The sequence below is a fragment of the Alicyclobacillus fodiniaquatilis genome (assembly GCF_042678105.1).
GTDB classification, from domain to species: domain Bacteria; phylum Bacillota; class Bacilli; order Alicyclobacillales; family Alicyclobacillaceae; genus Alicyclobacillus; species Alicyclobacillus fodiniaquatilis.
Genome location: NZ_JBHUCX010000087.1, coordinates 1 through 26,613 on the forward strand (window position 1 = coordinate 1; position 26,613 = coordinate 26,613).

26 protein-coding genes, 1 pseudogene and 1 riboswitch are annotated in these 26,613 nt (G+C 48.6%); of the genes and pseudogenes, 14 read left to right on the forward strand and 13 right to left on the reverse strand.

All coding sequences use genetic code 11. From position 1 onward, the window contains the following. From ACFSB2_RS20980 to ACFSB2_RS21000, 5 genes and pseudogenes are all read right to left on the reverse strand, one after another. On the reverse strand, positions 1-150 hold a 150-nt coding region (locus tag ACFSB2_RS20980; protein ID WP_377945093.1), incomplete at its 3' end, for a helix-turn-helix domain-containing protein. A 4-nt stretch (positions 151-154) separates the two neighbouring features. Then, positions 155-526 (reverse strand): annotated as a pseudogene (gene tnpA, locus ACFSB2_RS20985) (IS200/IS605 family transposase); the annotation flags it as partial. Positions 527-853: 327 nt separating this feature from the next. Next, positions 854-1,117, reverse strand: coding sequence for an AraC family transcriptional regulator (locus ACFSB2_RS20990; RefSeq protein WP_377945065.1), 264 nt, complete (start codon positions 1,115-1,117; stop codon positions 854-856). 239 nt (positions 1,118-1,356) lie between these two features. Beyond that, positions 1,357-2,151 carry a hydroxypyruvate isomerase family protein gene (locus ACFSB2_RS20995; RefSeq protein ID WP_377945066.1) on the reverse strand — a complete coding sequence of 265 codons (795 nt, stop codon included), beginning with the start codon at positions 2,149-2,151 and terminating at the stop codon, positions 1,357-1,359. Between the two features lie 139 nt (positions 2,152-2,290). Then, entirely contained in the window at positions 2,291-3,307 is a 1,017-nt protein-coding gene (locus ACFSB2_RS21000; protein WP_377945067.1) for a Gfo/Idh/MocA family protein, read from the reverse strand. Positions 3,308-3,658: 351 nt separating this feature from the next. Here ACFSB2_RS21000 and ACFSB2_RS21005 point away from each other — a divergent pair, with 351 nt between their 5' ends. From ACFSB2_RS21005 to ACFSB2_RS21020, 4 genes are all read left to right on the forward strand, one after another. Continuing rightward, entirely contained in the window at positions 3,659-4,660 is a 1,002-nt protein-coding gene (locus ACFSB2_RS21005; protein WP_377945068.1) for a YeiH family protein, read from the forward strand. 553 nt (positions 4,661-5,213) lie between these two features. Next, complete coding sequence (locus ACFSB2_RS21010; RefSeq protein ID WP_377945069.1) at positions 5,214-6,149, forward strand: carbohydrate ABC transporter permease; 936 nt, start codon at positions 5,214-5,216, stop codon at positions 6,147-6,149. A gap of 12 nt (positions 6,150-6,161) precedes the next feature. Next, the gene (locus tag ACFSB2_RS21015; protein ID WP_377945070.1) at positions 6,162-7,007 is read left to right on the forward strand and encodes a carbohydrate ABC transporter permease; all 846 of its coding nucleotides are present in this window, start codon (positions 6,162-6,164) and stop codon (positions 7,005-7,007) included. A 56-nt stretch (positions 7,008-7,063) separates the two neighbouring features. Next, on the forward strand, positions 7,064-8,329 hold the full coding sequence (locus ACFSB2_RS21020) for an ABC transporter substrate-binding protein (protein ID WP_377945071.1): 1,266 nt from the start codon (positions 7,064-7,066) through the stop codon (positions 8,327-8,329). Between the two features lie 148 nt (positions 8,330-8,477). Here ACFSB2_RS21020 and ACFSB2_RS21025 read toward each other — a convergent pair whose 3' ends face one another. The 5 genes from ACFSB2_RS21025 to ACFSB2_RS21045 all read right to left on the reverse strand — a co-directional run bounded on the left by ACFSB2_RS21025 (position 8,478) and on the right by ACFSB2_RS21045 (position 13,610). Continuing rightward, the gene (locus ACFSB2_RS21025; RefSeq protein ID WP_377945072.1) at positions 8,478-9,743 is read right to left on the reverse strand and encodes an ABC transporter substrate-binding protein; all 1,266 of its coding nucleotides are present in this window, start codon (positions 9,741-9,743) and stop codon (positions 8,478-8,480) included. A 53-nt stretch (positions 9,744-9,796) separates the two neighbouring features. After that, positions 9,797-10,642: a carbohydrate ABC transporter permease gene (locus tag ACFSB2_RS21030; RefSeq protein WP_377945073.1), complete on the reverse strand. Its 846-nt coding sequence runs from the start codon at positions 10,640-10,642 to the stop codon at positions 9,797-9,799. A 12-nt stretch (positions 10,643-10,654) separates the two neighbouring features. Further along, complete coding sequence (locus ACFSB2_RS21035; protein ID WP_377945074.1) at positions 10,655-11,587, reverse strand: carbohydrate ABC transporter permease; 933 nt, start codon at positions 11,585-11,587, stop codon at positions 10,655-10,657. A 236-nt stretch (positions 11,588-11,823) separates the two neighbouring features. Continuing rightward, positions 11,824-12,789 carry a Gfo/Idh/MocA family protein gene (locus ACFSB2_RS21040; protein WP_377945075.1) on the reverse strand — a complete coding sequence of 322 codons (966 nt, stop codon included), beginning with the start codon at positions 12,787-12,789 and terminating at the stop codon, positions 11,824-11,826. A 32-nt stretch (positions 12,790-12,821) separates the two neighbouring features. Beyond that, on the reverse strand, positions 12,822-13,610 hold the full coding sequence (locus ACFSB2_RS21045; RefSeq protein WP_377945076.1) for a sugar phosphate isomerase/epimerase family protein: 789 nt from the start codon (positions 13,608-13,610) through the stop codon (positions 12,822-12,824). Positions 13,611-14,038: 428 nt separating this feature from the next. Between ACFSB2_RS21045 and ACFSB2_RS21050 the strand changes: the two genes are divergently transcribed. Both ACFSB2_RS21050 and ACFSB2_RS21055 read left to right on the forward strand, forming a co-directional pair. Next, positions 14,039-15,166, forward strand: coding sequence for an AI-2E family transporter (locus tag ACFSB2_RS21050; RefSeq protein ID WP_377945077.1), 1,128 nt, complete (start codon positions 14,039-14,041; stop codon positions 15,164-15,166). A gap of 63 nt (positions 15,167-15,229) precedes the next feature. Continuing rightward, positions 15,230-15,359, forward strand: a riboswitch (cyclic di-AMP (ydaO/yuaA leader). Positions 15,360-15,446: 87 nt separating this feature from the next. Beyond that, positions 15,447-15,743 carry a hypothetical protein gene (locus tag ACFSB2_RS21055; RefSeq protein ID WP_377945078.1) on the forward strand — a complete coding sequence of 99 codons (297 nt, stop codon included), beginning with the start codon at positions 15,447-15,449 and terminating at the stop codon, positions 15,741-15,743. Here the strand turns inward: ACFSB2_RS21055 and ACFSB2_RS21060 are convergent. After that, positions 15,697-16,830, reverse strand: a complete 1,134-nt coding sequence (locus tag ACFSB2_RS21060; RefSeq protein WP_377945079.1) for an NAD(P)/FAD-dependent oxidoreductase — start codon at positions 16,828-16,830, stop codon at positions 15,697-15,699. The two genes, ACFSB2_RS21055 and ACFSB2_RS21060, sit on opposite strands and share 47 nt — an antisense overlap. Before the next feature lie 498 nt (positions 16,831-17,328). Here ACFSB2_RS21060 and ACFSB2_RS21065 point away from each other — a divergent pair, with 498 nt between their 5' ends. Continuing rightward, positions 17,329-18,492: a C40 family peptidase gene (locus tag ACFSB2_RS21065; RefSeq protein ID WP_377945080.1), complete on the forward strand. Its 1,164-nt coding sequence runs from the start codon at positions 17,329-17,331 to the stop codon at positions 18,490-18,492. A gap of 98 nt (positions 18,493-18,590) precedes the next feature. Here ACFSB2_RS21065 and ACFSB2_RS21070 read toward each other — a convergent pair whose 3' ends face one another. Beyond that, positions 18,591-18,776, reverse strand: a complete 186-nt coding sequence (locus ACFSB2_RS21070) for a hypothetical protein (protein WP_377945081.1) — start codon at positions 18,774-18,776, stop codon at positions 18,591-18,593. A 248-nt stretch (positions 18,777-19,024) separates the two neighbouring features. Between ACFSB2_RS21070 and ACFSB2_RS21075 the strand changes: the two genes are divergently transcribed. The 7 genes from ACFSB2_RS21075 to ACFSB2_RS21105 all read left to right on the forward strand — a co-directional run bounded on the left by ACFSB2_RS21075 (position 19,025) and on the right by ACFSB2_RS21105 (position 26,074). Further along, positions 19,025-19,735 (forward strand): FadR/GntR family transcriptional regulator, encoded by a 711-nt coding sequence (locus ACFSB2_RS21075; RefSeq protein WP_377945082.1) that lies wholly within the window; start codon positions 19,025-19,027, stop codon positions 19,733-19,735. After that, positions 19,732-20,475, forward strand: coding sequence for a (Fe-S)-binding protein (locus ACFSB2_RS21080; RefSeq protein WP_377945083.1), 744 nt, complete (start codon positions 19,732-19,734; stop codon positions 20,473-20,475). Before ACFSB2_RS21075 ends, ACFSB2_RS21080 begins: the two co-directional genes overlap by 4 nt. Next, entirely contained in the window at positions 20,472-21,917 is a 1,446-nt protein-coding gene (locus ACFSB2_RS21085) for a LutB/LldF family L-lactate oxidation iron-sulfur protein (protein WP_377945084.1), read from the forward strand. The genes ACFSB2_RS21080 and ACFSB2_RS21085 overlap by 4 nt, the downstream gene beginning before the upstream one ends. A gap of 73 nt (positions 21,918-21,990) precedes the next feature. Further along, positions 21,991-22,581: a LutC/YkgG family protein gene (locus ACFSB2_RS21090; RefSeq protein WP_377945085.1), complete on the forward strand. Its 591-nt coding sequence runs from the start codon at positions 21,991-21,993 to the stop codon at positions 22,579-22,581. Positions 22,582-22,917: 336 nt separating this feature from the next. Further along, on the forward strand, positions 22,918-23,919 hold the full coding sequence (locus tag ACFSB2_RS21095; protein ID WP_377945086.1) for a Gfo/Idh/MocA family protein: 1,002 nt from the start codon (positions 22,918-22,920) through the stop codon (positions 23,917-23,919). Between the two features lie 21 nt (positions 23,920-23,940). Further along, on the forward strand, positions 23,941-24,945 hold the full coding sequence (locus ACFSB2_RS21100; RefSeq protein WP_377945087.1) for an AraC family transcriptional regulator: 1,005 nt from the start codon (positions 23,941-23,943) through the stop codon (positions 24,943-24,945). A 43-nt stretch (positions 24,946-24,988) separates the two neighbouring features. Then, positions 24,989-26,074 (forward strand): Gfo/Idh/MocA family protein, encoded by a 1,086-nt coding sequence (locus ACFSB2_RS21105; protein ID WP_377945088.1) that lies wholly within the window; start codon positions 24,989-24,991, stop codon positions 26,072-26,074. A 262-nt stretch (positions 26,075-26,336) separates the two neighbouring features. Here ACFSB2_RS21105 and ACFSB2_RS21110 read toward each other — a convergent pair. Then, the coding region (locus ACFSB2_RS21110; RefSeq protein WP_377945089.1) for a hypothetical protein at positions 26,337-26,613 on the reverse strand (277 nt) is incomplete at its 5' end.

Consider the following 26,613-nt stretch of genomic DNA (forward strand, 5'->3'; position numbering starts at 1 on the left):
GTAGTTCAGTGTCGTTTGCGCTGTCTCGTAGGCTACTCTGCGCTCATCAAGAAGGCGATTATACAGAAGCCTACAACGTTCTACCGTGAACTGAATTCGACCCTCTTGTTCCTTGGTTGGATAGAGCCTGAACTTGTACGCTTTCCTCATACGATCACCTCGATTTCTGTTCTTCGATGTATTTCTTAATCACATCGAGTTGAACAGTCCCTACGGTGGCAACAAAGTATGAATTGGTCCACAGAGAAGGCAACCGACTCTTTAGCTGTCTGAATTCATCACGAAGGACTCTCGAAGTGTGCCCTTTGAGTTGTTTGACGACCTTGTGTATCCCATATTGTGGATCACACTTGATGAGAAGGTGAACGTGGTCAGGCATGATTTCCATTTCAACGATTTCGGTCTGGATTTCTGTCGCCTTCTGTATTAACAATTGCTTCAAACGTGATTCAACGGGCTCTACAAGCACCTTTCTCCGGTATTTCGGACAAAACACAACATGGTACTTGCAGTCAAATGTGACATTTCGATTCGACGTCTCTACTCATTGCGATCACCCAAAAACATCTTACCAAAACAAGTTAGATACGACTATGTCATCTAACGTTTAGTTGATCGTTAAAAGACATTTCGCCTAACGGCGAGCGCCTTATATCCCCATAGCTAAAGCAAGGGCTTTTACGGCGCATCTGATAAATTGCCAATGCCCATATCTAGACCATTGAATGTATACATCACTCTTCTCCTCGTTTGCTATCGCCTTGATTTTAATTGCTTCTATAGAGAATTGTAAGCCTTTTCAGGGGGAATATATTTATCTATTTTCGACAATGATTTAACCCAAATTGCTTTTTTAAGCCATCTGCTTCGCTTTTTCCAAGCGGATGGCTACGTGATATTGAATGGGGGTCATTCCGAATGCATTTTTAAACAGTCGGCATAAGTAATACTTATTGATATTCGCAATCGATGACAAATCATCGAGTATGATCTCTCGATTAATATGATGGCTGATATAGTTTTTGGCACGGTTCAGCTGCTCCCAATTTGATAGGAGGTGTGTGTTATGCTTCCAGTGATTCTCTCTAAGCAACTGAACCCACAACTGTGCGAACAATCCTTTGGCGTTCGTCTCGTAATAAAGGACAGATGAATTTCAATCCATCTGCCCCAGCGGTTTATGCACTTATTGCTGTTATCTTGAACCATCGAAACCATGGCATTTAAAGCTATCATACGCTTTATGACCACGTTATCCACTGAATGCATGGCTGGTAACGCTGCACCAGACAGCCACTTACCCACGCCGAGGATGGTGTCTCTCTCAACAAAAGCTTAATTAGAACGCACGTCTTATCAACCAAAAGACGCCGGATACGCTTCCCTTAACTGCTTAAAGGATTCTATCGTTTCACCGGTTGGACTATACTCCATTCCGACAAACCCCTGATACCCAGTTTCTTCAATCGCTTGCAACACCGCCGGCAAATTCACTTCGCCGCCAAGCGGTTCATTGCGTCCAGGAACACGTGCCACATGATAATGACCAATCAACGCATGATGGGCACGAATCGTGTCAATCAAGTTCCCTTCCATAATCTGCATGTGATAGATGTCGTACAGTATTTTGACATTTTTACTGCCTACCTGCTCCACAATGCGGAAGGCTTCTGCGGAAGTGTCGCAATATATGCCACGATGGTCCACTTTGCTGTTCAGCGGTTCGAGCACGGCGGTCACGCCTGCCGCTTCCAAGAGTGGAGCAACCGCGCTAAACGAATTGACTGCCTCCTGGCGATGACGTTCAATCGACCAATCCGAATGCAAATTGCCCGGAACGAATACCAGATTCGGACAATTTATCTGTTGAGCGTAGTCGATTGCCTCCTGTACGTCCCGAACCAGCCATTCGCGGTCCTCGGGTCTGGTCAGCAACGGACGACCGCCATCCACCGCAAATCCGGTCGTGCCCCCCAAACAAGTGATTGCCATTTGGTTTTTTTCTCGCAGCGCCAGCACTTCTGATAACCCATGTTGTCTCCAGACAAATTCACACGCCTGAAACTGGCTGTGGGCCGCGCTTTGCCACCGTTCTGCAAAGGAATACGCTGAACCGAAATTCATTTCCAAATGCGCTGAAAACCGAATCATGATCTTCTCCTCTTTTCACACGCCAAGTTCAGAATGGTAGATTTCTAGATAAATCGAGCCATTGCGCGCCATGCGCGACGCCCAACTGACATGCGCTCATGGTTCTATCGATGGGACCATCGCGCAAGTTGCCTTTACGTTAAAATTCGATAATATTCCCAGTTTCAATCGATTCGAGCACCGCAAGAGACATCCGCAGCATCTCTTTCCCTTGGGTAAAACCTACCGGCGCTTGCTCACCCTTTTCAATGGCATCCGCAAACAGTTTTAACTCCGTCTCAAACAGATCTTCTTTCTCGATCACGACCGATTCTTTATTGTCACCGACGAAGAGATCGATATGGATGTCTGAGCCAAAATGGTTAAATCCACCTTCTGCGCCACCGCACGGTCCCATGATCCGATCCGCATGACCGCGCAATTGCGTTCCTTTGGCCAATCCCCACGAAACCGTCATTGTCCCGATATCGCCCGATTCATATTCAACGATGACCACGCCCGTATCAATGGCGAGTTCCTTGAAATGTGCGATTTCCGGCCTGTCTTTGCCAAGAATGCCGCCTCTGGCGTACAAACGCTTCGGCTGTGATTGGAAAACGGTGTTCCACATGTAAAAGTAATGGCAACAAGCATCGACAAACGGCCCTTTATTTCCGTTTTTGTCATGCATGGCCACTTTAGGCCGCACTTCCTGCAACAAGTCGGAATTAAACACGAGCGGACGACCAAATTTCCCTTCCTCCACCCACTGCTTGACAGTGGATACACCTTTGGCAAAATTGCGCTGAAAACCTATGCCGAACTGTACGCCAGCTTTCCGAATCGCTTCTTCCATTTTTTCTGCATCTGCAAGGGAACTTGCCAACGGTTTTTCACAGAACACATGTTTCCCCTTCGCTGCAGCATCAACAGTCACAGGGGCATGAAATTTGAGGGGCAAACAGACAGAGACGATGTCGACAGTCGCATCCTCAAGCGCCTCGTGATGATCCGCGTAGACATTCGGCACGTTATAACGCTCCGCGAGTTCCTTAGCACGCGCTTGGTCTATATCTGTAACAGAGACGACGTGATGGCCAGCTGCAATCCACCCTCTCACATGGTTCCCCGCCATGTCGCCAGCTCCTATGACAGCAATGCGATAACGTTTTGACATAATCAATCCCTCCTGAATGATTCAAAATAAGCGATTTCTTCAAAGTAAAACGTTCACATAAGTACGAGGTAATACCAGTGGATTGTATCGAAGCCCCTCAGCAAAGTCAACCATTCCTCCCGAAACATCAGAATATTTAAAGTGGTATAGATGAAGTGAACTGTACCGAGGACACCAATCCTTCGCCCCCAATGATCTAGTGATGCAAATGTAATTCAGCGCTGTACAAAAGCAACGATAAGGGTCTCTTATCATGATACTAAATTTTCCTGATTATACACTACACTTCCATAGTCATAAGATATGTACGTGGTAATACCTTAAATCAAACTTCAAGGAGGAACTGTTCTCATGTTCACACTCGAACGTCTCCGACATCTAATGGACGTATTGCCAGGTTTCGCAATGGCAGTTGTCATTGCCGTTGCCGCCTCGTACATTGGGCACCTGACACCTGTTGTCGGAGCGCCGATTGTCGCCATTTTGCTGGGCATTCTCTTCAATCTTCTACTCGGACGCATTCCAAATGCAGAGATAGGCGTGTCGTTTACAGCCAAGCGCATACTGCAATTCGCCATTATTTTGTTAGGCGCAAATCTCAATCTCGCTGTAGTATGGAAAACAGGCATGCAGTCGTTTTGGGTGATGATTGGCTCATTGGTGATCGCGCTGATTGGCGGAACCATCATTGGCAGATTGTTGCATCTACCAAGAAACTTGACGCGCTTGATTACCGTAGGCACCAGCATATGTGGCGCTTCGGCGATTTCTGCCATCTCGCCGCTTGTCGACGCTGAAGAGGGAGATATCGCTTATTCCATATCGACGATATTCACGTTTAATGTGATTGCGGTCTTTCTCTTCCCACTGATCGGTCATATTTTTCATTTTTCTTCAATCAAGTTTGGCACGTGGGCGGGAACCGCCATTAACGACACATCCTCTGTTGTTGCCGCCGGATACTCATTTTCACATGCAGCAGGTCAATATGCCACCGTCGTAAAACTAACCAGATCACTGGCAATCATCCCAATCAGCCTTTGGTTCGCCATCCATTCCATCTTCCATAAAAAAACGAGCGGATCGAATAACGTAAAAATCAAATTCCCTTTATTCATCGTTGGTTTTGTCATGATGTCGGCACTGGATACCTTCCATGTTTTTGGCCAGACAGGTGGCCCCATCATCAGCGCAGTGGGTCAATTCTTCATCTCTGTAGCACTTGCAGCGATTGGACTGAATACAAACCTCCGCGCACTGCTGAAAACTGGATATCGCCCTTTGTTGATGGGGCTTTGCACCTGGGCATTGGTCGCGATTTCGAGCCTCATTCTACAAAGAATCAGCGCTTGATAAGGGAATTCGAGCAACGTCGTACACTGCATCAAATTAAGCCCAAGCTTTCATTCACTTTGCATCAAATATTCTGATGCTTCAAAATGGATTGTTGACTTTGCTAGTGAGCATCGCTATACTCCAATGATAATACCTCATACTTATGTTGAATGCGGATTCGGAGTATTGGATGCAGTCATTTAAAACGTATTCATGGTCAGGAGGTGAAAGTTGCCATACCGCGCATTTGAGAAACAGCAAACAAGTTCATTGCGGTTGACGCTGCCTCACGTGGTATGTCCTATACAAGAAACAGGTTTAAATGGTCGATCAGAGGAGGCAACTGGATGAAGTAGGTTCCCTTCATTTCAAGACGGATTTCGAGCAATTCTTCCACGCAAAACACCACAATTTGATGATAGCGTTTACATCCAGGGCAACTTCTTCTGATGGTCATCGTTTTGTGTATTTGTACCTGTACAACGACATGTTAGCAGTAGCCATTTAATGCGCTTTAAAAGATATCCACTTTGAGTTGGATGAAAACATAAAGCCACGGGGAGGGCAAACAATGGCGACCATCGTACGACCGTCGACCAAAAAACCATTGAAAACAAAAGGGGAAACATGGCGGGAGATCAAAAAGAACAAAATCATTTATCTGCTCATTTCTCCATTTTACATTCTCTTTGCCATCTTTGGCCTGTTCCCCATTGCCTTTTCATTTTATCTGGCCATGCAGAAATGGGACGGCTTGAGCCCGATGCAGTACATTGGTTTCAAAAATTTTGAACTTGTGCTGATCGACGGACAGTTTTGGCAATCTGTTCTCAATACACTGATTATCTGGGTTGAATCTACCATTCCACAGTTATTCTTGGCACTCGTCATCGCATTTCTACTCAATTCGGCCTTTGTCAAATTTCGCGGCTTTTGGCGGTTTACATTTTTCCTGCCCAATGTCACATCCCTTGTCGCCGAGGCTGTCTTGTTCGGAACATTTTTCCAAACGAAATTTGGCATTCTGAATTGGATCTTCGAAAAATTCGGCTTAAGCCCAGTGGATTGGCTCAACTCGAATTTTTGGTTGCAGATTTCCATCTCTATTCTGATCATTTGGCGCTGGACAGGATACAACTCCATCATTTACTTGGCTGGTCTGCAAGCGATTTCAGAGGAACTGTACGAGGCGGCGAAAATTGATGGCGCATCGACAAGCCAAATTTTCTTCCGGATCACCATCCCACTGATGCGACCCATCATCTTATTCACCGTGATCATGTCCACCATCGGCGGCATGCAAACCTTCACAGAATCGCAGGTTCTCACCAACAGTACAGGTGGCCCAGGACACGGTGGTGTGACGATGGCGCTTTATCTGTATAACGAGGCTTTTGGCTCCCATCTGTTTGGTTACGGCGCAGCCATTGGTTGGTTTTTGTTCCTCATCGTGATCGCCTTCTCGTTGCTTAATTCTCTATTAGTCAATCGGATCGCAAAATCGTAAGGAGGGATTTCAATGCAAAGATCAATTGACAGTAAAGGCTTCTCCTTTCCGAAACTCGGCCTCTATCTGTTCTTGTGCATTTGGCTGATCATCTCGATATTTCCTTTTTATTGGCTGCTTGTAGCGGCGACTCGTGGCACGTCAAGCATTTTTGCATATCCACCACACTTGTTATTCGGCAACATGCTAGGGAAGAACTTCCGGGATCTATTAGCGGCCATTCCATTCTTTCAAAGTATGTGGAACAGCTTTCTCGTCGCTTGTATCGGTACGGTTTTGACCTTGTTTTTCACTTCATTAGCGGGGTTTGCTTTCGCCAAATTTCATTTTCCGGGAAAGAAGCCGTTATTTTGGCTCTTGCTCGCAACGATGATGGTGCCTGGGCAAATGAATATCGTGCCGATGTTCACCATCATGAAGACATTTCACTGGGCGGATCATTTGGTCGCTTTGATTGTCCCAGGTTTGGTCAGCGCATTCGGCATCTTTTGGATCAAACAGTTTTCCGAATCGTCTATCCACGATGATTTGTTAAACGCTGGGCGCATTGATGGCTGTGGTATCTTCCGTCTCTACTTCAACGTGGCATTACCTGTCATGCGGCCATCCTTGGCAGCGTTAGGCATCTTTCTGTTTATGGGGTCTTGGAACGATTACATGTGGCCATTGGTCGTTTTGAACACCCCCTCTCACTACACACTGCAAGTCATGCTATCGACGCTAAACGGACTGTATACGACGGATTACGGAATGGTCATGATGGGGACGTTGCTCGGCGTGATTCCGCTGATTATCCTCTTTGCAATATTCAGTCGTAAAATTATGGGCTCTGTCACAGTTGGCGCCATCAAAAGTTAAGGCAACTGAATATGCAAGAGCGCATCCAATCAATTGAAAATTGAGGTGAAAGACGCATGAAATATCGCGCACTGACAGCATCTGCATTGGCTTTTTTTCTTGCTCTAGGCACGGCTGGATGTGGAACTTCTTCAAGTGGTTCAAATCATAAAATCACTTTGACGGTGTGGTACTGGGGGCAAGCGTTGGATGCAGCTACCTTGGCAAAAGTGGATCAAGCCTTTCCGAACGTTCATTTGGTCGCTGAAAATATCGGGGGGAACTTTGAATCAAAGCTGATTGCTGCCCTGTATGCCGGGGATGCGCCTGACCTCACGGCCATCAATTCTGCCGACTTTATCGCTTTGATGGTGAAAGATCACGATGAATTCGTCAATTTGAACCAATACCCGGAAATACGTGCAGCAAAGAAGAACTACTTAACTTGGAAGTGGGATTTGGCATCGACACCGGATCACAAGTATCAGGTTGGCATCCCCATTGATACTGGTCCTGTCGTCCTGTACTACAACACGCAAGTATTCAAAAAAGCAGGATTGCCGACAAATCCAGCAAAGGTGTCGAAGCTGCTTAAGACGTGGAACGACTATATTGCTGTAGGTAAACAGGTAAAGGAAAAAACAGGCGTACCGATGGTCGACAATCTTTCTACTATCTATCAAGCGGCGCTCTACCAAGGAAAGACCAATTACTTTACGTCGAATATGACACCGATTTATGCGACGAACCCAGTTGTGAAAAATGCTTGGAATCTGGCGGTGGAATTTCACAAGGATGGACTGTCAGCAAATCTTCCTTACGGAACGACTGGTTGGAGCGCTGGTACAGCGCACAACGCATTTGCTACATTTGTCGGTGCAAGTTGGGAATTGCACAAGCTTGAGGATTCAGATTCGAGAAAAGGCGTCTGGAAAATCGCTGCGTCTCCAGGTGGCCCATCGGATAATGGCGGCTCATTTCTCGGTGTGACCAAGGATACGAAACATCCAGAACTCGCAGCAAAAGTTGCATTATGGATAAACAACGCGCAAAACGAGACGAAGATGTGGGATGATTACAAGATATATCCCTCGACACCGGCGTCCTTCCCGCATTTGAATGAAAAGGATCCATATTTCGGCGGCGAGAACATCAATAAGTACTTCGAAGCGTCGGACAAGGGAATCAAAATCGCTTTTCAGAGTCCGTATGACAGTACAATCAATGGAAACTTCACACAACAGCTTTCTTTGATTGATGATAGCAACAAAAATGCGCAAGTGGCATGGAATGATGCGATTAACGAATCAAAAGCGGAAATGAGGCGGATTCTCAAAAACTAATTCACATGTTGGGACGCTGTCACAACAAAGTCGCTGGTTGGATTTTGAGAACAGGGACACGGTTTCTAGTGCATTTTTTCTTCCAGTCCATACGAAAAAACCGCCACGCGCGGTGTGTTGTCACACTTCGCCTGGCGGTCGCCCTTGCCTAATCGAGAATACGCTTCATCTGTGAATTCGATTCGTTGATGGCGTCTTTCCAAGCAACCTCTGGATTCTTATTGCTGCTGTCAATCAAAGATACTTGCTGTGTGAAATACCCATTGACCGTACTGTCGTAAGGACTTTGGAACGCGATTTTGATTTGTTTATCACATGCTGCGAAATATTTGTTGATATTTTCGCCGCCGAAGTACGCATTCGGCTGATTCAAATGTGGAAATGAAGCTGGGGTGGAAGGATACAGCCCCAATGACGGGTACATTTCCGTTTGATGTTGCGCATCTAGAATCCATAACACGATTTTCGCAGCCAATTCAGGGTGCTTGGAGTCTTTTGTCACGCCAAGAAACGATCCCCCATTGTCGGAGGGGCCACCCGGTGCTGCCGCAACTCGCCAAACACCTTTGCGCGTGTCACCTTGCTCTAGATCCGGTACTTCCCAACTGGCGCCAATAAATGAAGCAAATCCATTGTGGCTCAATCCCGCGCTCCAGGATGTGGTTCCCTCTGCGATATTTGCCGACAGACCTTCCTGATGAGCTTGGATAACTAAATCCCAAGCATTTTTTACGACTGGATTCGTCGCGTAAATGGGTGTCATATTCGGCGTAAAGTAGTTGGTTTTCCCTTGATTCAGCGCCGTCTGGTAGATGGTGGTCAAATCATCAACCATCGGAACACCGGTTTTCTCCTTCATCTGCTTGCCTGCTGCCAGATAGTCACTCCACGTCTTCATCTGCTCCGACACCTGCGCAGGATCCGTCGGCAGCCCTGCTTTTTTGAATAGTTGAGTGTTGTAGTACAAGACCTCCGGGCCAGTATCAATGGGTATCCCCACCTGATACTTGTGATCCGGCGTGGATGCCAGGTTCCACTTCCATCCTAAGTAATTTTTCTGCGCTTCGCGAACCTCTGGGTATTGATTTAAGTTTACAAATTGGTTATGGTCTTTGACCATGGTCGCAACAAAATCGGCAGAGTTAATGCCCGTGATATCTGGCGCGTCCCCTGCATACAGGGAGGCAATCAACTTGGACTCGAAGTTGCCGCCAATTTTCTCTGCAACAAAATGGACATTTGGAAATGCTTTGTCGACTTGCGCCAGAATTTGATCACTCAGCGACTGATTCCAATACCACAATGTGATGGTGATCTTCTTTCCATTGGCATTGTTCGAGGCCTGTCCGCAACCCACAGTACCTAGGGTCAGGGCCAAAGTAAGTGCAGACGCTGCCACTCGAGATATTTTCATAACCTTCCCCTCACTTTGCTTGATAATCTTGCATCGACGCATTCAGATGACCATCAGCTTTTGACCGCACCAATGGCGACAGATCCCATGATTTTGCGACTGAATATCGCAAAAAGGATGATTAACGGCAGCACCGCAATCAACGTGCCCACCATCACCATGCCGTAATTTTCTGTGTAAATTCCGTTCAACGTCGATAACATGACTTGCAACGTGTAATGAGAGGGCGTGTTCAAGACGACCAAAGGCCACATGTAGTCGTTCCAAGCACCCATGAATAAAAAGATACCCAGCGCCGCCAAAGAAGGACGCATGATAGGCAACCCTACATTGAAGTAGAGACGAAAGTTGCTACAGCCATCGATCCGCCCAGCGTTCAACAGGTCATCGTGGATGGATGACTCCGAAAACTGCTTAATCCAAAAGATGCCGAATGCGCTGGCCAAACCTGGGACAATCAAGGCAGTCAAGTGATCCACCCAGTGAAGCGTTTTCATGATGGTGAACATCGGAACGAGATTCATCTGTCCGGGTACCATCATCGTTGCGAGCAAAGCCCAGAACAGCGGCTTTTTCCCGGGAAAATCAAACTTCGCAAACGAAAAACCAGCTAACGAAGTGAAAAACAAGGTCAAAATGGTACTGACACCAGCGACCAACAAGCTGTTCCACATACTTTGAAAGAACGGTATGGCCGCAAGCAAATCATGAAGATTTGTTCCGAACATATGGCCAAACAGCAATTTCGGAGGATAGGAAAAAATACTGGACGTCCCGCGTGTGGACATGACAATCAGCCAATAAAATGGAAACACAGAAAATATCAGCCAAATACATAGGCAGATGTAAAGTAAAACCTTTGCCAAGGAAAAGCCTTTACTGTCAACTGTCTTCTGCATAGGAGTCCCTCCTCACGATTTTGCGATCCGATTGACCAACAAAGAGTTAAACAATGAAAATAGGAGGATGATGAGGAACAAAAACCAGCCGATGGCCGCGCCATAGCCAAACAAGTGCGTGCCAAACGCTTCATTGTACAGGTATAGCGCCATGGTAACACCACCGTGTCCAGGTCCTCCGGTACCATTGGTGAGAATCTGCGGCTCTGTAAAAACCTGCATGCCGCCGATGGTCGACATGATGACCGTAAACAGAATGATGGGACGCACCATCGGAACGGTGATCCGGAAAAAGATTTGTCTCGTCGAAGCGCCGTCAATTTTGGCCGCGTCGTAAAGCTCATCTGAAATCGCTTGCAAGCCAGCAAGATAAATAATCGCATTGTAGCCTGTGTACCGCCAGATAATCAGGATGGCGATGGCAATCTGCAACCAAAAATTCGTGTCCAACCAATCGACAGCGCCAAAGCCAAGTTTTTCAAAGACCCAGTTGAGAATACCGAATTTGGTTTGGAAAAATGCGCCAAACAGAACTGCCTCTGCCACAATGGACGTGACATTGGGCAAAAAGAACGTGAAGCGCCAAAAGCCGCGCAGCTTGACAAACGCTGAGTTGAGCAGAAAAGCGATGACCAACGCGAAGAACAGCATCGGGATGGTAGATTCAACCCAAATGATAAACGTGTTGAGCACCGACTGCCAAAACTGTCCGTCTGTCAGTACGAGTTCAAAGTTTTCGAACCCGACATATTTCATAGCGCTCAGCCCATCCCAATTCTGCATGGCCAGAAAAAACGAAAAAGCGATGGGAAACAGCCCAAAAACAGCGAACAGAATATAAAACGGCGAAATAAACAGATAGATGGACTTGTTCTTCTTCATCCGCCGCCATGTGTCACGTTTGGCCTGCAACTGCTTTTCATTTTGTTGTACGACCGTCGCCATTGGCTAACCCTCCCTACAGTTAACTTCTTCAAAATGCATAAAAATACATTTTATTACTTATGGATATAAAAACATCCGGACACATCATCGCTGTTATATCCGGATATAGAGTTGGCCCTTGGGCCCACGCCATGCACGATACATCATTCACCAAGCTGCTGGTACAAGCCGCATCGTGCATGTTCTTTTCTATCAACTAAAGTATGTCTGATGTGTCGCGGAGTTGATCTCAAGTGCTAAAGCAGGACTGGTTTCCCAGTTTCAGCGGATTCATTGGCCGCCGCAGTTACCCTTTGCGTCTCATACGCATCCTGATAACTGGAATGAATGCAGGTTGGATCAGAGGTGCGAATCGCCTTCAAAAAAGCGACATCTTCTTCGTAATAGGGGTTGGTTTGATTGCGATGTATCGTTGTCTCCAGCGCTCGTCGCTCAGTTACGCTGTCACTGTCCACCTCAAGAATGACATTTCTCGTCAACACGTGTAGACCTACTGTATAACCTTGATTGAGCAGACAGGTGTTCGAGATGGTGCCGACTACACCGCTTTGAAAACGCAAGGTGATGCTGCCGACATCAGGTACACTTACACCATCCACGAGACTCTGCATCTCACGTTGGGCGTACACTGCATAGACTTCTTTTACATCTCCAAGCAAATAACGCGCCAAATCGACAATGTGCGTAGTTTGTTCCACCATTTGGCCACCCGATTTGTCCATCTGCCGCCACCAGCCGACCATGGGCATCCCGCCCAGCCAATAGCCCAACACCATACCTGGCGTTTCTCCAGCCAGCGTCGCTTTGGCGATGTTTGAAGCCCGAGAATAGCGCCAGTGATAGCCGACAGAGGTCAACAACTGCTTTTCTTGGATGGCTTTTAGAATTTGATCCGCCGGCTCATGCGCAACGGAAATTGGTTTTTCCACCAACATCGGAAGACCGCGTTCAATCACAGTCAATTCCGGTTCGCCATGGGCAAATGGCGGAACACAGATATACACGCCATCCAGTTTTTCGCTGTCCAGCATCTGGTTTAAATCCGTATACCCAACGGCGTCGTATTTTCTCGCCATCTCATTCAGTCGCTGCGGATTTACATCGTACATCGCGGCTACACGCGCGTCGTCCATCCCTGTGATGTTGCGCAGATGCACTTCAGAAATTCCACCGACGCCAATGAATCCAATATTTAGTGCCATTATCGAAATCTCCCCTTGTCATTCGTCGTATTTTAGAGCTGAGAAGCCATAAAACGTCGACTGGCGGCAAGTGTTTCGGCTGGATCCCCAGGCACGCCGCACTCCAGCGACATCCACCCCTTGTATCCGCTTTCTTTGAGCGCCGCAAAACCGGAGCGAAAGTCAGTGTGGCCCAACCCAGGCAGCAACCGATTGGAATCAGCCAAATGCACATATCCAATCCAGTCCGAAGCCTTCCGGATGGAACTGGCGATATCGGACTCCTCAATACTCATATGAAAGAAATCCGCCAATATCGTCATGTGTTGCGATTTTACCCGTTCGCAAATATGCACCGCCTGCTCCAAGCGATTGATATAGTGCGTCTCGTAGCGATTTAAAGGCTCCAGGATAACCTTGGTCCCTTGTTGCCCTGCATACTCCGCCAGTTCGCCAAGCTGCTCGACCAGAAGCTCTTCTTCCATTTCCAATGGCGTTTTCCAAGGTGTCAAATCCGGCAACTGCGGACTGCCAAAAATCGGCACCACAATCACTCCATCTTTTGCGCCAACCTCCGCGGCCAATGATAATAGTTGCTTAATTTCTTCACGAGATTGCAACCTATCTTCCTTCTGCGGGAACAACAAACCGAACTTAAATCCGCCACATATACAGGTCGCCGTGATACCGGTTTCATTCAGTGTCGAACGAATTTCGTCTACACGTGATGCCAAACCATCCCCGCGCAGTTCCACGCCTTCATAACCAAATTTCCGAAGATTCTCAACCTTTTCACGAAAAGAAGTACCAGGAACTAGATTCTCTTGGGCTGCAAATTTCACCAGTGTCCCACCCCTTGTCTTCAACGCTGTTGGACTACATACTATATACGATTAAGCATAACACTCATTCTCAGCTCTGAAAAGTAAAATCTCATTCCACTACAAGGTCATAGAACATGTGATCATTTGTGATTTCTGCACAGATTCCCCCTTCTCCTCATCCACCCAAATGGTGATAAATATGCTATTCTTAATGCATTCAAAAACAGTTGCGCCGTCGGACAGACACGCGTTCAGGTACACAACAACCCACCGCGCAGTTCGCCTGCCGCACGCCATCAGGATCATCATGACCAACTGCGTCCATCAAGCGCCTCATGACGTTGCACAAGGTAGCAGTTTATTCACAAATATTCTTTTATAGAATCAGGATTTTAGCTGAAGCAGCCAAACCGTTGGCTGCTTCAAGTTATGAAGGGAGTTTATGCATGGGTAAATCCGAAAAAGAATTAAAAATTCAACACTACATGGGCAGCCTGTTGGAAATTGTCGGCTCACTCTTGCTTGTAGTGCTCATTCTGGTCATCTTCGCTTTCGTCTTCAAATATATTGTTCCATTCGTCCTGGCTGCGCTCTTGGCTGTCGTGTTCTTGCCGATTGTCCGCCTGCTTGAACGCCTTGGTCTCCCCCGCATCGCGTCAGTGCTCATCTCCATGCTTGGATCTGTTGTGATCTTGGCGTTGCTCTGTACATTCGCAGCCATTGCCATCGCCAACGAAGCAACGACCTTCTCCAGCACGCTTGCGCCGTACTTCGCACAACTCGAAGACTGGATTGAGCATCCGACGAAATTACAGGCGCTGTTTTTGGGTCATCTGCCGCCGCATGTGGCTGCCGAGATTCAGAATCAAGCGGTGCATTCACTAAGCGGCATCGAGCACTGGATTCAGCTATTTGCAAACGTGCTACTCAACCTTGTGACAGAGTTCCCTGACTGGCTGTTCATCATTGGCATCGCGCTCGTTGCCACCTACTTTATGCTCATCAATCGAACAGCCATGTACCATAGTTTTGTAAAGATCCTCCCTCCAGGTTGGGAAGGAAAAATCTCTGCCACCATTCGCGACATGATACGGGCTTTTGTCGCCACCATTCGCGTGCAACTGATTTTGATGGCGATGTCTGGCGCACTGGCGATGATCGCCATGTGGATACTTCACATCCCGGACGCCTTCATCATGGGCCTGTTGTTCGGTCTTGCAGCCATCATCCCCTTCATTGGCTCATTCATCATCACGATTCCCTGGGCCATAGGCAGCTTTGCCATGGGGGACACATCACTGGGCATCAAGGTGCTGCTGATTCAAGTGATCATCCTGTTGATTGTGCATATGATCACGCCAAAGCTGACGGCCAACAACGTCGGTCTCGACACTTTGTCCACGCTCTTTGCCCTATACGTCGGCATGAAAATCATCGGATTCACAGGGATTTTCATCGGCCCTGTCCTGCTGATTGGCATCAAGTCACTGTTGCGCAAACATCTGATCGGCGATTTGTTTCCTGGTGTGGACACGCTTCAAGAACATCCAGACGATAAACGCACGCCATCGTGATCGACCAGAACGGCAAGATTTGCCGCTTGAATGCGTGTGTGTTAACATAAAGTTACTAAACTTCATATGTGCTCGCTGAATTCCGCAAGGAAGCGGGGGAACCGATATTTTGGGGTGAATCCAGATGTTTCTGGTAGGACATGCAGAAGTCCGAATCCGTCAGCTAACTTCGCAAGCGCATGATAGAGCAATGAACCTCCGTTGGCGTGCCAACGGAGGTTTCTGTGTTTATTCGGCCATATCTCATCAAACCATGACAAAACCAAAAGAGGTGAAGCGCATGTTTGGAACCAAAGCCACTCGCAAGGGAACACTTGACGTGCCCGCTGATAAACCAGTCACCAATCTGCATCGCTTCCGGGCGCATATGTTCGCAGACACGAACGACGTGCATGTGCGCCTGCATGATAGTCGAGCGGAAAAGGACTATCTGGATATCCGCCTCGGTTGTCAAGGTGACGCAAAAGGCAGCAAACTAAAAAGATTACTTTATGTCGTCGGCAGCATTTTTGCTTTTCTGTTGATGGTGTTCATCGCGCGGAAAATCGAGCGACAGAAAAAGGAGCCAAATCAATAAGTTGGTTCCCAAGTATGCGCTCAGCGACCGCAATCCCCGAATACGCCCCCGTCGTGAGTCCTCCTGCGCCATGTCCCGTGGCTACATATAATCCATCGACACTGGGAATGGCGCCGAGCACAGGCATATTGTCGGGGCTCGCCGGGCGCAGTCCAACGCGAACCTCGGCAATGCTCCCCGCCCCCAGTCCAGGGGCGATTCGCAGTGCTTCGCGCAGCAGTTCCTGCATGCCCAATGCCGTTACCCGCGTGTCGTAGCCACTGCCTGTTTCCCGCGTTGCGCCAACGACTACGCGATGCTCTGGGAAAGTCAACATGTAGTGGGAGTGGAACCCGACAATGATGGGCCACTTATCTGTGCGCTGCGCCATCTGCAGATGCAAAATCTGACCTTTTTGCGGCGTGATCGGAATGTCGATGCCTGTTGCCGCGCCAAATTGGTTGGACCACGCGCCACCGCAAATCATGACGGCGTCGGCGGTCAGTACGTCATCGTCGACATGGACAGCAGACACGCGTCCAGCGCTACACGCAATTCTGGCTTCGCCATGCACAACATTCGCGCCGCGACGGATGGCTGCCTGTTTGAGCGCATTGCATAAATACCTGCCGTTGAGGCGCGCTGCATCTGACATGTAAATGGCCCCTGTGATTTCACCAAGCGCGGGAAAATACGCCTTGGCTTCAGCAGCATCTAGACGGGCAATGGTCCCTAGATTTGGTGCGCCAGCCATCTTCCTTTCCAGCAAGAGCCGCTCGACGAGCACAAGCCGCTGCGCTTCTTCTTCATTTGCCGCCACGTACAGACCGCCAACCACCTCGTAACCCGTGTCCGTTTCGCCGTCTTCCGCCAACTGGGCGATGAGTTTGGGATAGTGTGAGGCTGCCGCATAAGAGAGCGGATAATAAGGCGCAGGCGGCGAAAAACTGGACGCTGGTGAAACAATGCCAGCCCCTGCCGCTGTCGCTTTTCCAGTGTGATCCGCGTCAATCAACGTCACCTTCACTTGCGAACGCGCAAGTTGATACGCTGCTGCCGCGCCTACGACGCCGCCGCCAATTACAATCACTTCAGCCTGTGTCGACAACTGTCGAACCACCTTTGTATCTGAATTTTTATCGTTTAACGTTGGTAAAATTCCATTTTCCATCTTGTAGCCATTATAGACGGTCAGCAGGAATCCTTCTACGCCACGCGATATGAATGTAGACAACCAGCAAATCGCGTGTTCGATTCGATCACGCCGACGGCAGTGATTCATATTGAATGAGATTTTCCTGCTGCTGCCCGTGTGGGGCACATGACACATCGCGCTCTACTTCAGATGTCATCTTCAATTTCACAAACACGGACAAAAAATCTGTAGACAATCGAATCTTTTTATAGAGAGTTAAGCGTTTTTTCCGCGATTTTTCACCCTCGACATCGCATGGCGCATCCCTCATGTGAAGCGTCATCATCAGCACATACTCAGGAATTTTTTTGAGTGCGGCAGGGAAACAAATTTTTTTGTCGAATCATGACCGCTAGGAACATCACCTGTCGAAAGACATTATTGAAAGACATATTGATTGTGAGGAAAAAGATGAATTTTAAAGTGAAACTTGCTTCCTTAACCGTCAGTACAATGGCCCTTTTAACCTTTACCCTACCGACTGTTCAAGCAGACTCGTTGTCAGATGAGAATCAAAAGTTGTCGGATTTGCAGAGTCAAGCGTCCAGCTTGTCAAATCAGATTCAATCGAACCAGGCTAAAGCGGCGGCGCTCACCAACGCCATTGATTCGTATAACGACGCGCTGCACAATGTCAGTTTGCAAATCGACACAACCAACCAGCAGATGGCGCAACTGCAGTCTCGTGAAAAGACCTTGACCATCCAACTGGCTAAAAATCAGAAGGAACTGACTGCCAAACAAGATGAACTCGTTCAGTTATTGACCACTGAATACGAAGATGGTCATGTTCCGTATCTAGCTGTTCTATTTCATGCGACCAGTTTTCAAGATTTACTCTCTAGAATTTACAATATGACGCTCGTTTCCAATGCGCAAAACAATGTTGTCAATTCGGTCAAACAATTGAAACAGTCTCTGGTGACCAAACAGAATGCCGTGAAGGCTTCAGAAAACCAGCAGAAAAAAGTAAAAACGCAACTGCTGAGCCTGCAAGCAACTGACCGCACCATCAAAGCATCCCGCGAGCATGACCTGACCCAAATTAAATCCAGAATTCAGTCAGGACAGGCGCAACAAGGTGAACTGGAAAGCCAGATTTCCTTGACACAGTCCCAAATTCAAGCGATTAAGGCTGAGACATTGGCAGCGGAAACGCAAGCCGCAAACCCGTCTTACGTCGCCCAACAGCAAGCATCATTGGTCAGTGCGAGTGCAAGCGGCATCGTCGGTTACGCAGAATCCTTTATGGGAACCCCATATGTCTGGGGCGGTACCAGTCCGTCTGGTTTTGATTGCTCTGGGTTCACACAGTATGTGCTGGGGCACTTTGGTGTATCCATCACCCGCACTTCGGAAGAACAATTCGCTTCTGGCGTGCCCGTAAGTGAAAGTGATTTACAACCAGGCGACCTTGTTTTCTTTAGCACGTATGCGCCAGGTGCATCACATGTCGGCATTTACATCGGCGGCGGCATGATGGTCGACGCTGAAGACAATGGCGTTTCTCTCGATAGCATCTCAAATTCTTACTGGGGCCCAAAATATATTGGTGCAAGACGCTATATCAAGTAAGACTCTGAAATGTTCTTGAAGGACAGCAAGACGACCGACAGACATCGCCATACTATGACACGGACATGTTGATGAAATAGGAAGGCAAGCGGCGCACCTTATTTTCGCAGGGTTCGCCGCTTGCCAAACCAATGAAACCCCTCAATCAATGCGGCGATTTTGCCCAACTGCACGAGAAGCGGCTGAATGGCAAGAAAGGCCATCAGAATAACCGCTGCGACCACACACAGTAAAAGCGCAATCAAAGCCAGTAGTACGATGAGTATGATTAAAAGAATATGCAACGTTATTCCTCCTCCCTCACTTCTATCCTACTAGATTATCCTATTGCCTGCCAGCCATTTACCAATTGAGAGTAAGGAATATATCCCCATTTCCAATCGTGTGCGCCTGTAAATTCCACTCCTATTCCCCAAACCATTGCACCTATGCTCATCCAATGTTATCCTTTAGACATCAGATGACTTAATCACTCGGTCTTATATGCTCTAGTCAAACAAATGAATGTATTTACAGCACGAAGGGGGCCATCATGTCATTACTCCCAGTCCAACAGGCAAAAACATATGAATTGGTGATTGAGCGGATCAAACAAGCTATTCTCGATGGCACATTTGCGCCCGGCAGCCGCCTGCCTTCTGTGAAATCGCTTGCGTCCACACTTGGCGTCGGTCAGGCAGCCGTGCGTGAAGCCATAAGCGCTTTGCGCGTGCTGCACCTGGTCGAAGTGCGGCAAGGCGACGGCACGTTTGTCGCTCCACTTGATGCCAACGAAGTCGCCAATCGCGTTCAGCGGCTCGAAATACTGGCGCAACGGGATGTCCACGCATTGCTGGAATTGCGCATCTGGGTGGAAACAGGCGCCAGCCGCTATGCTGCACAACGGCGCAGTGAAGGGCATTTGGCGGAAATGCACAGCATTCTCGACGCCATGCAACGTGATTTGGGGAAGGCCGAGCTTGGGGAAGAGGCCGATTGGCAGTTTCACTATGCCATCGCCAAAGCATCGCAGAACCCATACATGCAAACCTTGATGGATACGATTGCTGAACGCATTCAATCTGCGCTTTTGGCCAGTCGCCTGGCACTGTACCGCATCCCTGGCGAAGATGCGCGACTGGTTGAGCAGCATCAGATGATTTACGACGCCATTCTACAACAAGATGGCGCCGCCGCAATGCAGGCCATGCAGCAACATCTTCAGCACGTTTCAACCCAATTGTCAGGAGGCGAGATGATATGAAAGTCAGTTTGTTCATCACTTGTGTCGTCGATAGCATCTTTCCGAATGTCGGCGTCGCCATGACCCGAATTTTGCAAGCGCATGGTTGCGAAGTGACATTCGCGCCCGAACAAACCTGCTGTGGTCAGCCTTCTTTTAACAGCGGCTATTGCGACGTTTCTCGCGACGTTGGCACGACGCTTTTGCGCGCATTTGAAGACGCGGATGTGGTCGTCAGCCCATCCGGCTCCTGCGTCGGCATGATTCACCATTACTACCCCGAACTGTTCGCTGACACACCATGGCGCGACAAAGCGAATCAACTTGCGGATAAAGTCTATGAATTCTCGCAATTTCTCGTCAATGTCCTCAAGGTGGAAGACCTGGGCGCCCGCTTTCCCCATACCGTGACATATCATCCATCCTGCCATGGTTCGCGTTTACTCGGCGTCAAAGACGAGCCGCGACGCTTGTTGCATCATGTCCGCGATATGGAAATGGTAGATCTCCCCTATGCGCAAGACTGCTGCGGCTTCGGTGGCACATTTGCCGTGAAGATGGGCAACATTTCAGGCGCGATGGTCGATGAAAAAGCGCAGCACGTCAAAGAGACGCAAGCAGATGTGCTTGTCGGCACAGACATGGGCTGCCTGATGAACATCGGCGGCCGTTTAAACCGAACGGGCTCACCTGTACGCGTCATGCATTTGGCCGAGCTGTTGGATGAAGGTATCCGCAACGGAAAGGAGATCTTGGCATGACACAATTGCGACAAGGCGGCCATGCTACGACTGTCATCAACCGCGCAGAAAATGCGATGCAAGACGAATTCTTGCGCACAGCGGTGCGCTTTACGACAGATAGGCTGCGCAACAAGAAACAGGCTGTGACAGAGACGTTCGGCCAGTGGGAAGCTTGGCGCAAACGCGGTGAGGCGATTCGCGCGCACACCATCGCCAATTTGGATGCTTATTTGGGTTCGTTCATCGACAAGTTGGAGACGTTGGGTGTACACGTGCATTTGGCGCAAGACGCGCCAGAAGCGATGCGCGCGGTGCGAAAAATCGTCCAGGACAAAAACGCGAAAAAGATCGTCAAATCCAAATCGATGGTTACAGAAGAAATCCACCTCAACCATCATCTCGAAGCTGACGGGATACAAATTGTCGAAACGGACTTGGGTGAGTATATCATCCAACTTGCCCATGAGACGCCATCACACATTATTATCCCGGCAATTCACAAAAATCGAGCGCAAATCCGTGACTTGTTCGAAGCGGCCGGCGCGACCAACCTGTCAACGGAGACATCCGCTTTGACTGCATTCGCCAGACAGAAGCTCCGCGAAGAGTTCCTATCGGCGGATATCGGCATCACGGGCTGCAACTTCGGCATCGCTGAGACGGGATCACTCGTGCTGTTCACCAACGAGGGAAACGCGGACATGGTGATGAATCTGCCGCAAACACACATTGTCGTCATGGGCATGGAGCGCATCCTCCCCAGCTTGAGCGATCTGGAGGTGATGGCCCATCTACTGCCCAAAAGCGCCACAGGCCAAAATGTCATCACCTACATGTCCATGATTACAGGGCAAAGGCGCGCGCTCGATCACGACGGCGCCAAGGAGATGCATGTGGTCATTTTGGACAACGGCCGCTCAAAGCAACTGGGAGATCCGCAGTTTCAAGCCATCCTCCACTGTATTCGCTGCGGCGCCTGCTTGAACGTCTGCCCAGTCTATCGACAAATTGGCGGCCATGCGTATGGCTCTGTCTATCCAGGCCCAATCGGGGCAGTCTTGTCCCCCCTCTTGGCCGGCGGCGAAGAATACAGCGATCTCCCCTACGCCTCAAGCCTGTGCGGTGCCTGCTACGAAGCGTGCCCTGTGCGCATTCCGCTGCATGACATGCTGGTACACCAAAGACAGCGGCAGGTGGCATCTGGCCACGGCAAACCATTGGAGCGGATGGCATTCAATGGATATCGTCAGATGTTTGCCAAACCTGGACGTTACCACTTTGCGCTGCGGATGGCCCGCACGTTCCAGGGACCTTTGGTGAAAGACGGTAAGATCCGCGCCAAAATTGGTCCACTCGCCGGATGGACGGCCAGCCGTGATTTTCCGTCTGTGGCCAAAAAATCATTCCGTGACTTGTGGCCCACATTACAACAGGGGGGCGATTCCCATCGACAAAACTGAGTTTTTGCAAAATATCGCCCATCGTTTGCAGCGCCAACCGGGCGCCCCGCCGACAGCGCGGGAAGTCGTTGGCGTGCCGGAATTTTGGGCGGATCGAACAATGACACAAGAGGCCTGTACCGCCCGGTTTGTCGAGCAATTTTCAGCATTGGGCGGCGAGATTCAGACATTCGCTTCTGTAGAGGCGTTAAAAGACGGTTTGGAAGCATGCCTGCAGGAACTGTGCGCCGACTTGATTGGCGCCTGGGGACAAGCGGCAGATTGGCCGCTGGATGTAGAAGATGTTCTGCAGAAGTGGAACGCCATCCGCTGGGATGAAAGCACGGTGACGCAATTTGCAAGTGTGCAGGTCGGCATTACCAGTTGCGCTTACGCGATAGCCGATACGGGCACATTGGTCATGATGAGCAGCCAAGATCAGGGGCGCAGCGTGCATCTGATTTCAGCCGTGCATCTGGTCGTGATGACGGCGGATCAAATTCGCTTGCGTTTGGGCGAAGTGTTCGCTGATGTGCAAAAGCTGGGTGAGACCGCGCCAGACCAGGTGCCGGCGTCCATCCACTTTGTCAGCGGACCGAGCCGTTCGTCTGACATCGAGAATGATCAAAGCATCGGCGTCCATGGACCGGCCCGCGTCATCATCCTCCTGCTCGACGCGCAATAAACGCTGTATTTTCGATACTTTTGACATTGGAATGACGCCATTCGTTTACGGTGGGCTGTCTCTATTTCCAGCCATTATTTGAGACAGCCCGTCCGCTTTTTCATAGATTCCACGTCGCAATTTCTTTGCCGCGTTTGCTAGATTCACCACAGCCGATTGCTCTTCATTTCGAAGATAAAATGCACCACGTCAAGTAGAATCACTTGACCGACCCCATCAACATGTCGTATTTTCACACTATATTCGTCACATAATCTAATTAAAAACGTGGATCATATCGTGATAAAGTTAGTTTGTGTCGTAAGTTCATAGTAACACCTAAGGAGTGAGTCCTTCATGCTAAAAGTAGCTTTATTAAGTTACTGGCACGTACACGCTGGAGATTATGCCAGACAGGCTACAAAACATCCGGATACTGAAATTGTAGCGCTCTGGGATGAAGATTCCGAGCGTGGTGAGAAGCAAGCGCAAGCGCTTTCTGTCCCGTTTTATGCGTCACTTGATGAGCTCCTTGCACAAAAGGACATCGATGGCGTCATTGTGACGACGCCGACCAACATGCACCGCGACGTCATGGTCAAGGTTGCACAAGCTGGAAAGCATATTTTCACAGAAAAAGTAATTGCGTCTACCTTGAAAGAATGCAATGAGATTTTAGATGCAATCGCAAAAAACAACGTCAAATTGACCGTTTCGCTGCCTCGCTTGAATGACCGTTACACACTTGCTATTCAAGAGATCCTGCGTCAAGAACTGCTCGGACAACTGACGCTTGTGCGTGTCCGTCTGTCGCATAACGGAGCGACAGGTGGTTGGTTGCCAGACCGTTTCTTCCATCTCGAAGAGTGTGGCGGCGGCGCATTGATTGATCTCGGTTGCCATCCAATGTATCTGACGCGGTTGCTGCTTGGTGTGCCAGAAAGTGTAAGCGCACACTACGGGCATATCACAGGCAAAGAAGTGGAAGACAACGCAGTGTCCGTCCTGAAATATGCTGACGGCGCTCTCGGTATTGTTGAAGCTGGATTTGTGAATGCGTTTTCTCCTTTCTGTATTGAAGTGCATGGTACAGATGGTACACTTTTATATGGATTCCCAGATGATAAATTGTTGCTGCGCACCACAAAACAAGGTGAAGAAGCTGCAAAAGAGTGGAAAGTGCAGGAACAACCGCCGCAGGCGCCATCGGCCTATGAGCAATGGGTTGACCATATCAAAAACAACACAACTGCCGATGAGAACATCGCACTTGCACTTGATTTAACCCGATTGATGGAAGCGTCCAATTTGTCCGTCCAACAAAACCAAGCCGTGCGCTTGGAGGATCTCAACCGCTGATTTGAAAGGCGGGTCATCAAGTTGACCAAAAGTGATTTGAATGCCAAAGGATTTTCCTCTAAGGGAAGCACGGTCCCGTTCGCCTTTCAGTTGCTGGAAGAGAACCGCTTTGCGCTGGACAGGCTGGATTTGACTTTTGCTTGGGGAAATTACGGCATTCGCGTGCTGAATTGTCACCTGATGAAATTCCAAGCAGGACAAGTCCTGGGTTTTCACAAACATTCCGATTATGAATTTCACTTTATCCCGCGAGGGAAAGGGAAAGTCATTTTGGACAACCAGGAGCATAACCTTCATGAGGGAATGTTTTACTTAACGGGCCCTGGGGTACTCCATTATCAAGAATGTGACAAGTACGAACCAATGAATGAGTTGTGCCTTCACATTGATATACAGAGTATCCCTGACGCTTCACCTGCCGCTGCACAGGTGGATAAATGGGGCACACAGCTAGAATGCCAGGAGGCACAACAGTGCATCGAGCAACTCAATGCGCTTCAACCCGTGCCCATGGTAGATCAATATAATGCGATGCAATGGTTTCTCACGGCCTATCGCGCATGGTATGAAAATCGATTGGGCGCGTATACGACCATCAAGAACGCCATCATCCAAATTATGTTGAGAACTGTGCAAAATGCTTCTGACAGTCAAGGGCCATTTGATATTCCACAGCGGGATATGAACACGTACCGCTATCAGATGGCGACGCAGTTTATTCAAGATAACTACGCAAACGCCATCACGCTCAATGAAGTGGCTGAAAGACTCCACATCAGCGGGCGTCAACTGCAGCGAATTTTTGAACAGCATGGCGGCGGATCGTTCAAAAGTTACTTGGAAAACATCCGCTTGTCTCATGTCTGTCGTGCGCTCATCGAAGGCGATAGAAGCTTTGAGCAAATTGCCGAGCAGCACGGATTTTCCAGCAGCAATTATTTATACAACGTGTTCAAAAAGAAAATTGGTCTTACCCCTGGGCAGTTCAAGAAAATGTATCGCCAAAGCGAACGTTTCTTAACTTGAGTGTTTGGTAAAACACTGAATATGAATTGAGGGAGAACTGATCATGTCGAAAACATTGAAAATTGGTATTATTGGCAGTGGCGGTATCGCGGCAGCACACGTAAATGCTTATAAGACGAGAGACGACGTTGAAATCGTTGCTGTTGCAGACGTCGTTCCAGGCAAAGCGGCAGAATTCATCGATAGAATGGGCCTGACTTCAGCAAAACCATACGAAGACCATCGTAAATTGCTGGAAGAAGATTTGGATGGCGTGAGCGTATGTACACCAAACGTAGCGCACCATCAGACATCTGTGGATGCACTCAACGCTGGCAAAAATGTGTTGGTGGAAAAACCGATGTCCGTTACGCTGGAACAAGCCATTGAGATGGTTGAAGCGTCCAAGCGCAACAACAAAATGCTGACCGTTGGGTTCCAACCTCGTTATGATCCAAACATGGTTCTGCTCAAAAACTTGGTTCAATCCGGCGAACTCGGCAAGGTATACTACGTCCAAACAGGTGGCGGACGTCGTCGCGGTATGCCAGGCGGCACATTTATTCGCAAAGATTTGGCTGGCGCAGGCGCATTGGCCGACATCGGCTGTTACTCATTGGATATGGCGCTCAATGCGCTTGGTTATCCAAAACCGCTCACGGTCTCTGCGTATTCTTCCAATCACTTTGGCACAAACCCGCTGTATCATCCACAAGCGGATCAATTCGATGTGGAAGACTTCGGGGTTGCTATGGTGCGTTTTGAAAACGATGTGGTGCTCAATTTCAAAATTTCTTGGGCAATGCACATGGATTCACTCGGCCCAACCCTCTTCTTGGGCACCGACGCTGGTTTGAAAGTGTTGCCGGCTGGTCAAGGACCTTGGAGCGGCGTCTGGGACGGTCGTGTCGGTTCCATCACCATGTTCCACGACATTCAAGGCCATCACACCGAAAGCCCGATTCCGTTGCAAGAGCACAGAGTGAACCTCTTCCACGAAAAGGTCTATGCCTTTATCGACGCAATCAAAGAAGGCAAACCAGCACCAATCCCTGGCGAGCAAATTCTGCGCAACCAAGCCATCATTGATGGAATTTTGCGTTCGGCAGCACTGCGTCGCGAAGTCGACATCGAAATTCCGAACATTTAATGCAAATCGTCCTGTAACGATGAAAAGGGGTTCCCGGATATATTCCAGGAACCCCTTTTTTATATTGTGCTTTGATGTCGAATCATGCTTTTGATCACAGAAGACAAAGTTGTATACCCAATTCCTCACTTAATGCGTGCTAGTGCTTTGAACCGACGGTTTTGGCGCAACAATTAAAGTCATATACCATCCGGTATACGATTCATTGCATATTTATCCGGATTTTGAGTGAGGTGCTTCTTGCGCATTTGCGCCCATTTGTTTAAGAAGCATTTGAAATGCTTACCGTCTGAAGAAACTTTTGTAGCGGAGTTCCATCGATATTAAGTCCAGTTCCATTCTGAGCATTCGTTTCGAAATACATGTGCCCACTTCTACTTATAAACAACAAGGGGAACGTTAATCCAGGGTACGATTTTAGCCTCACATCAATATCGTGTAAGTCATATCCAGAGGTTTGCATCAAATTATAAAGGCTTGATGTATCCTTGGAATTAAGGTCTTGAACAATTTGGGTAACAAGGGTCGGATCGTCCGAT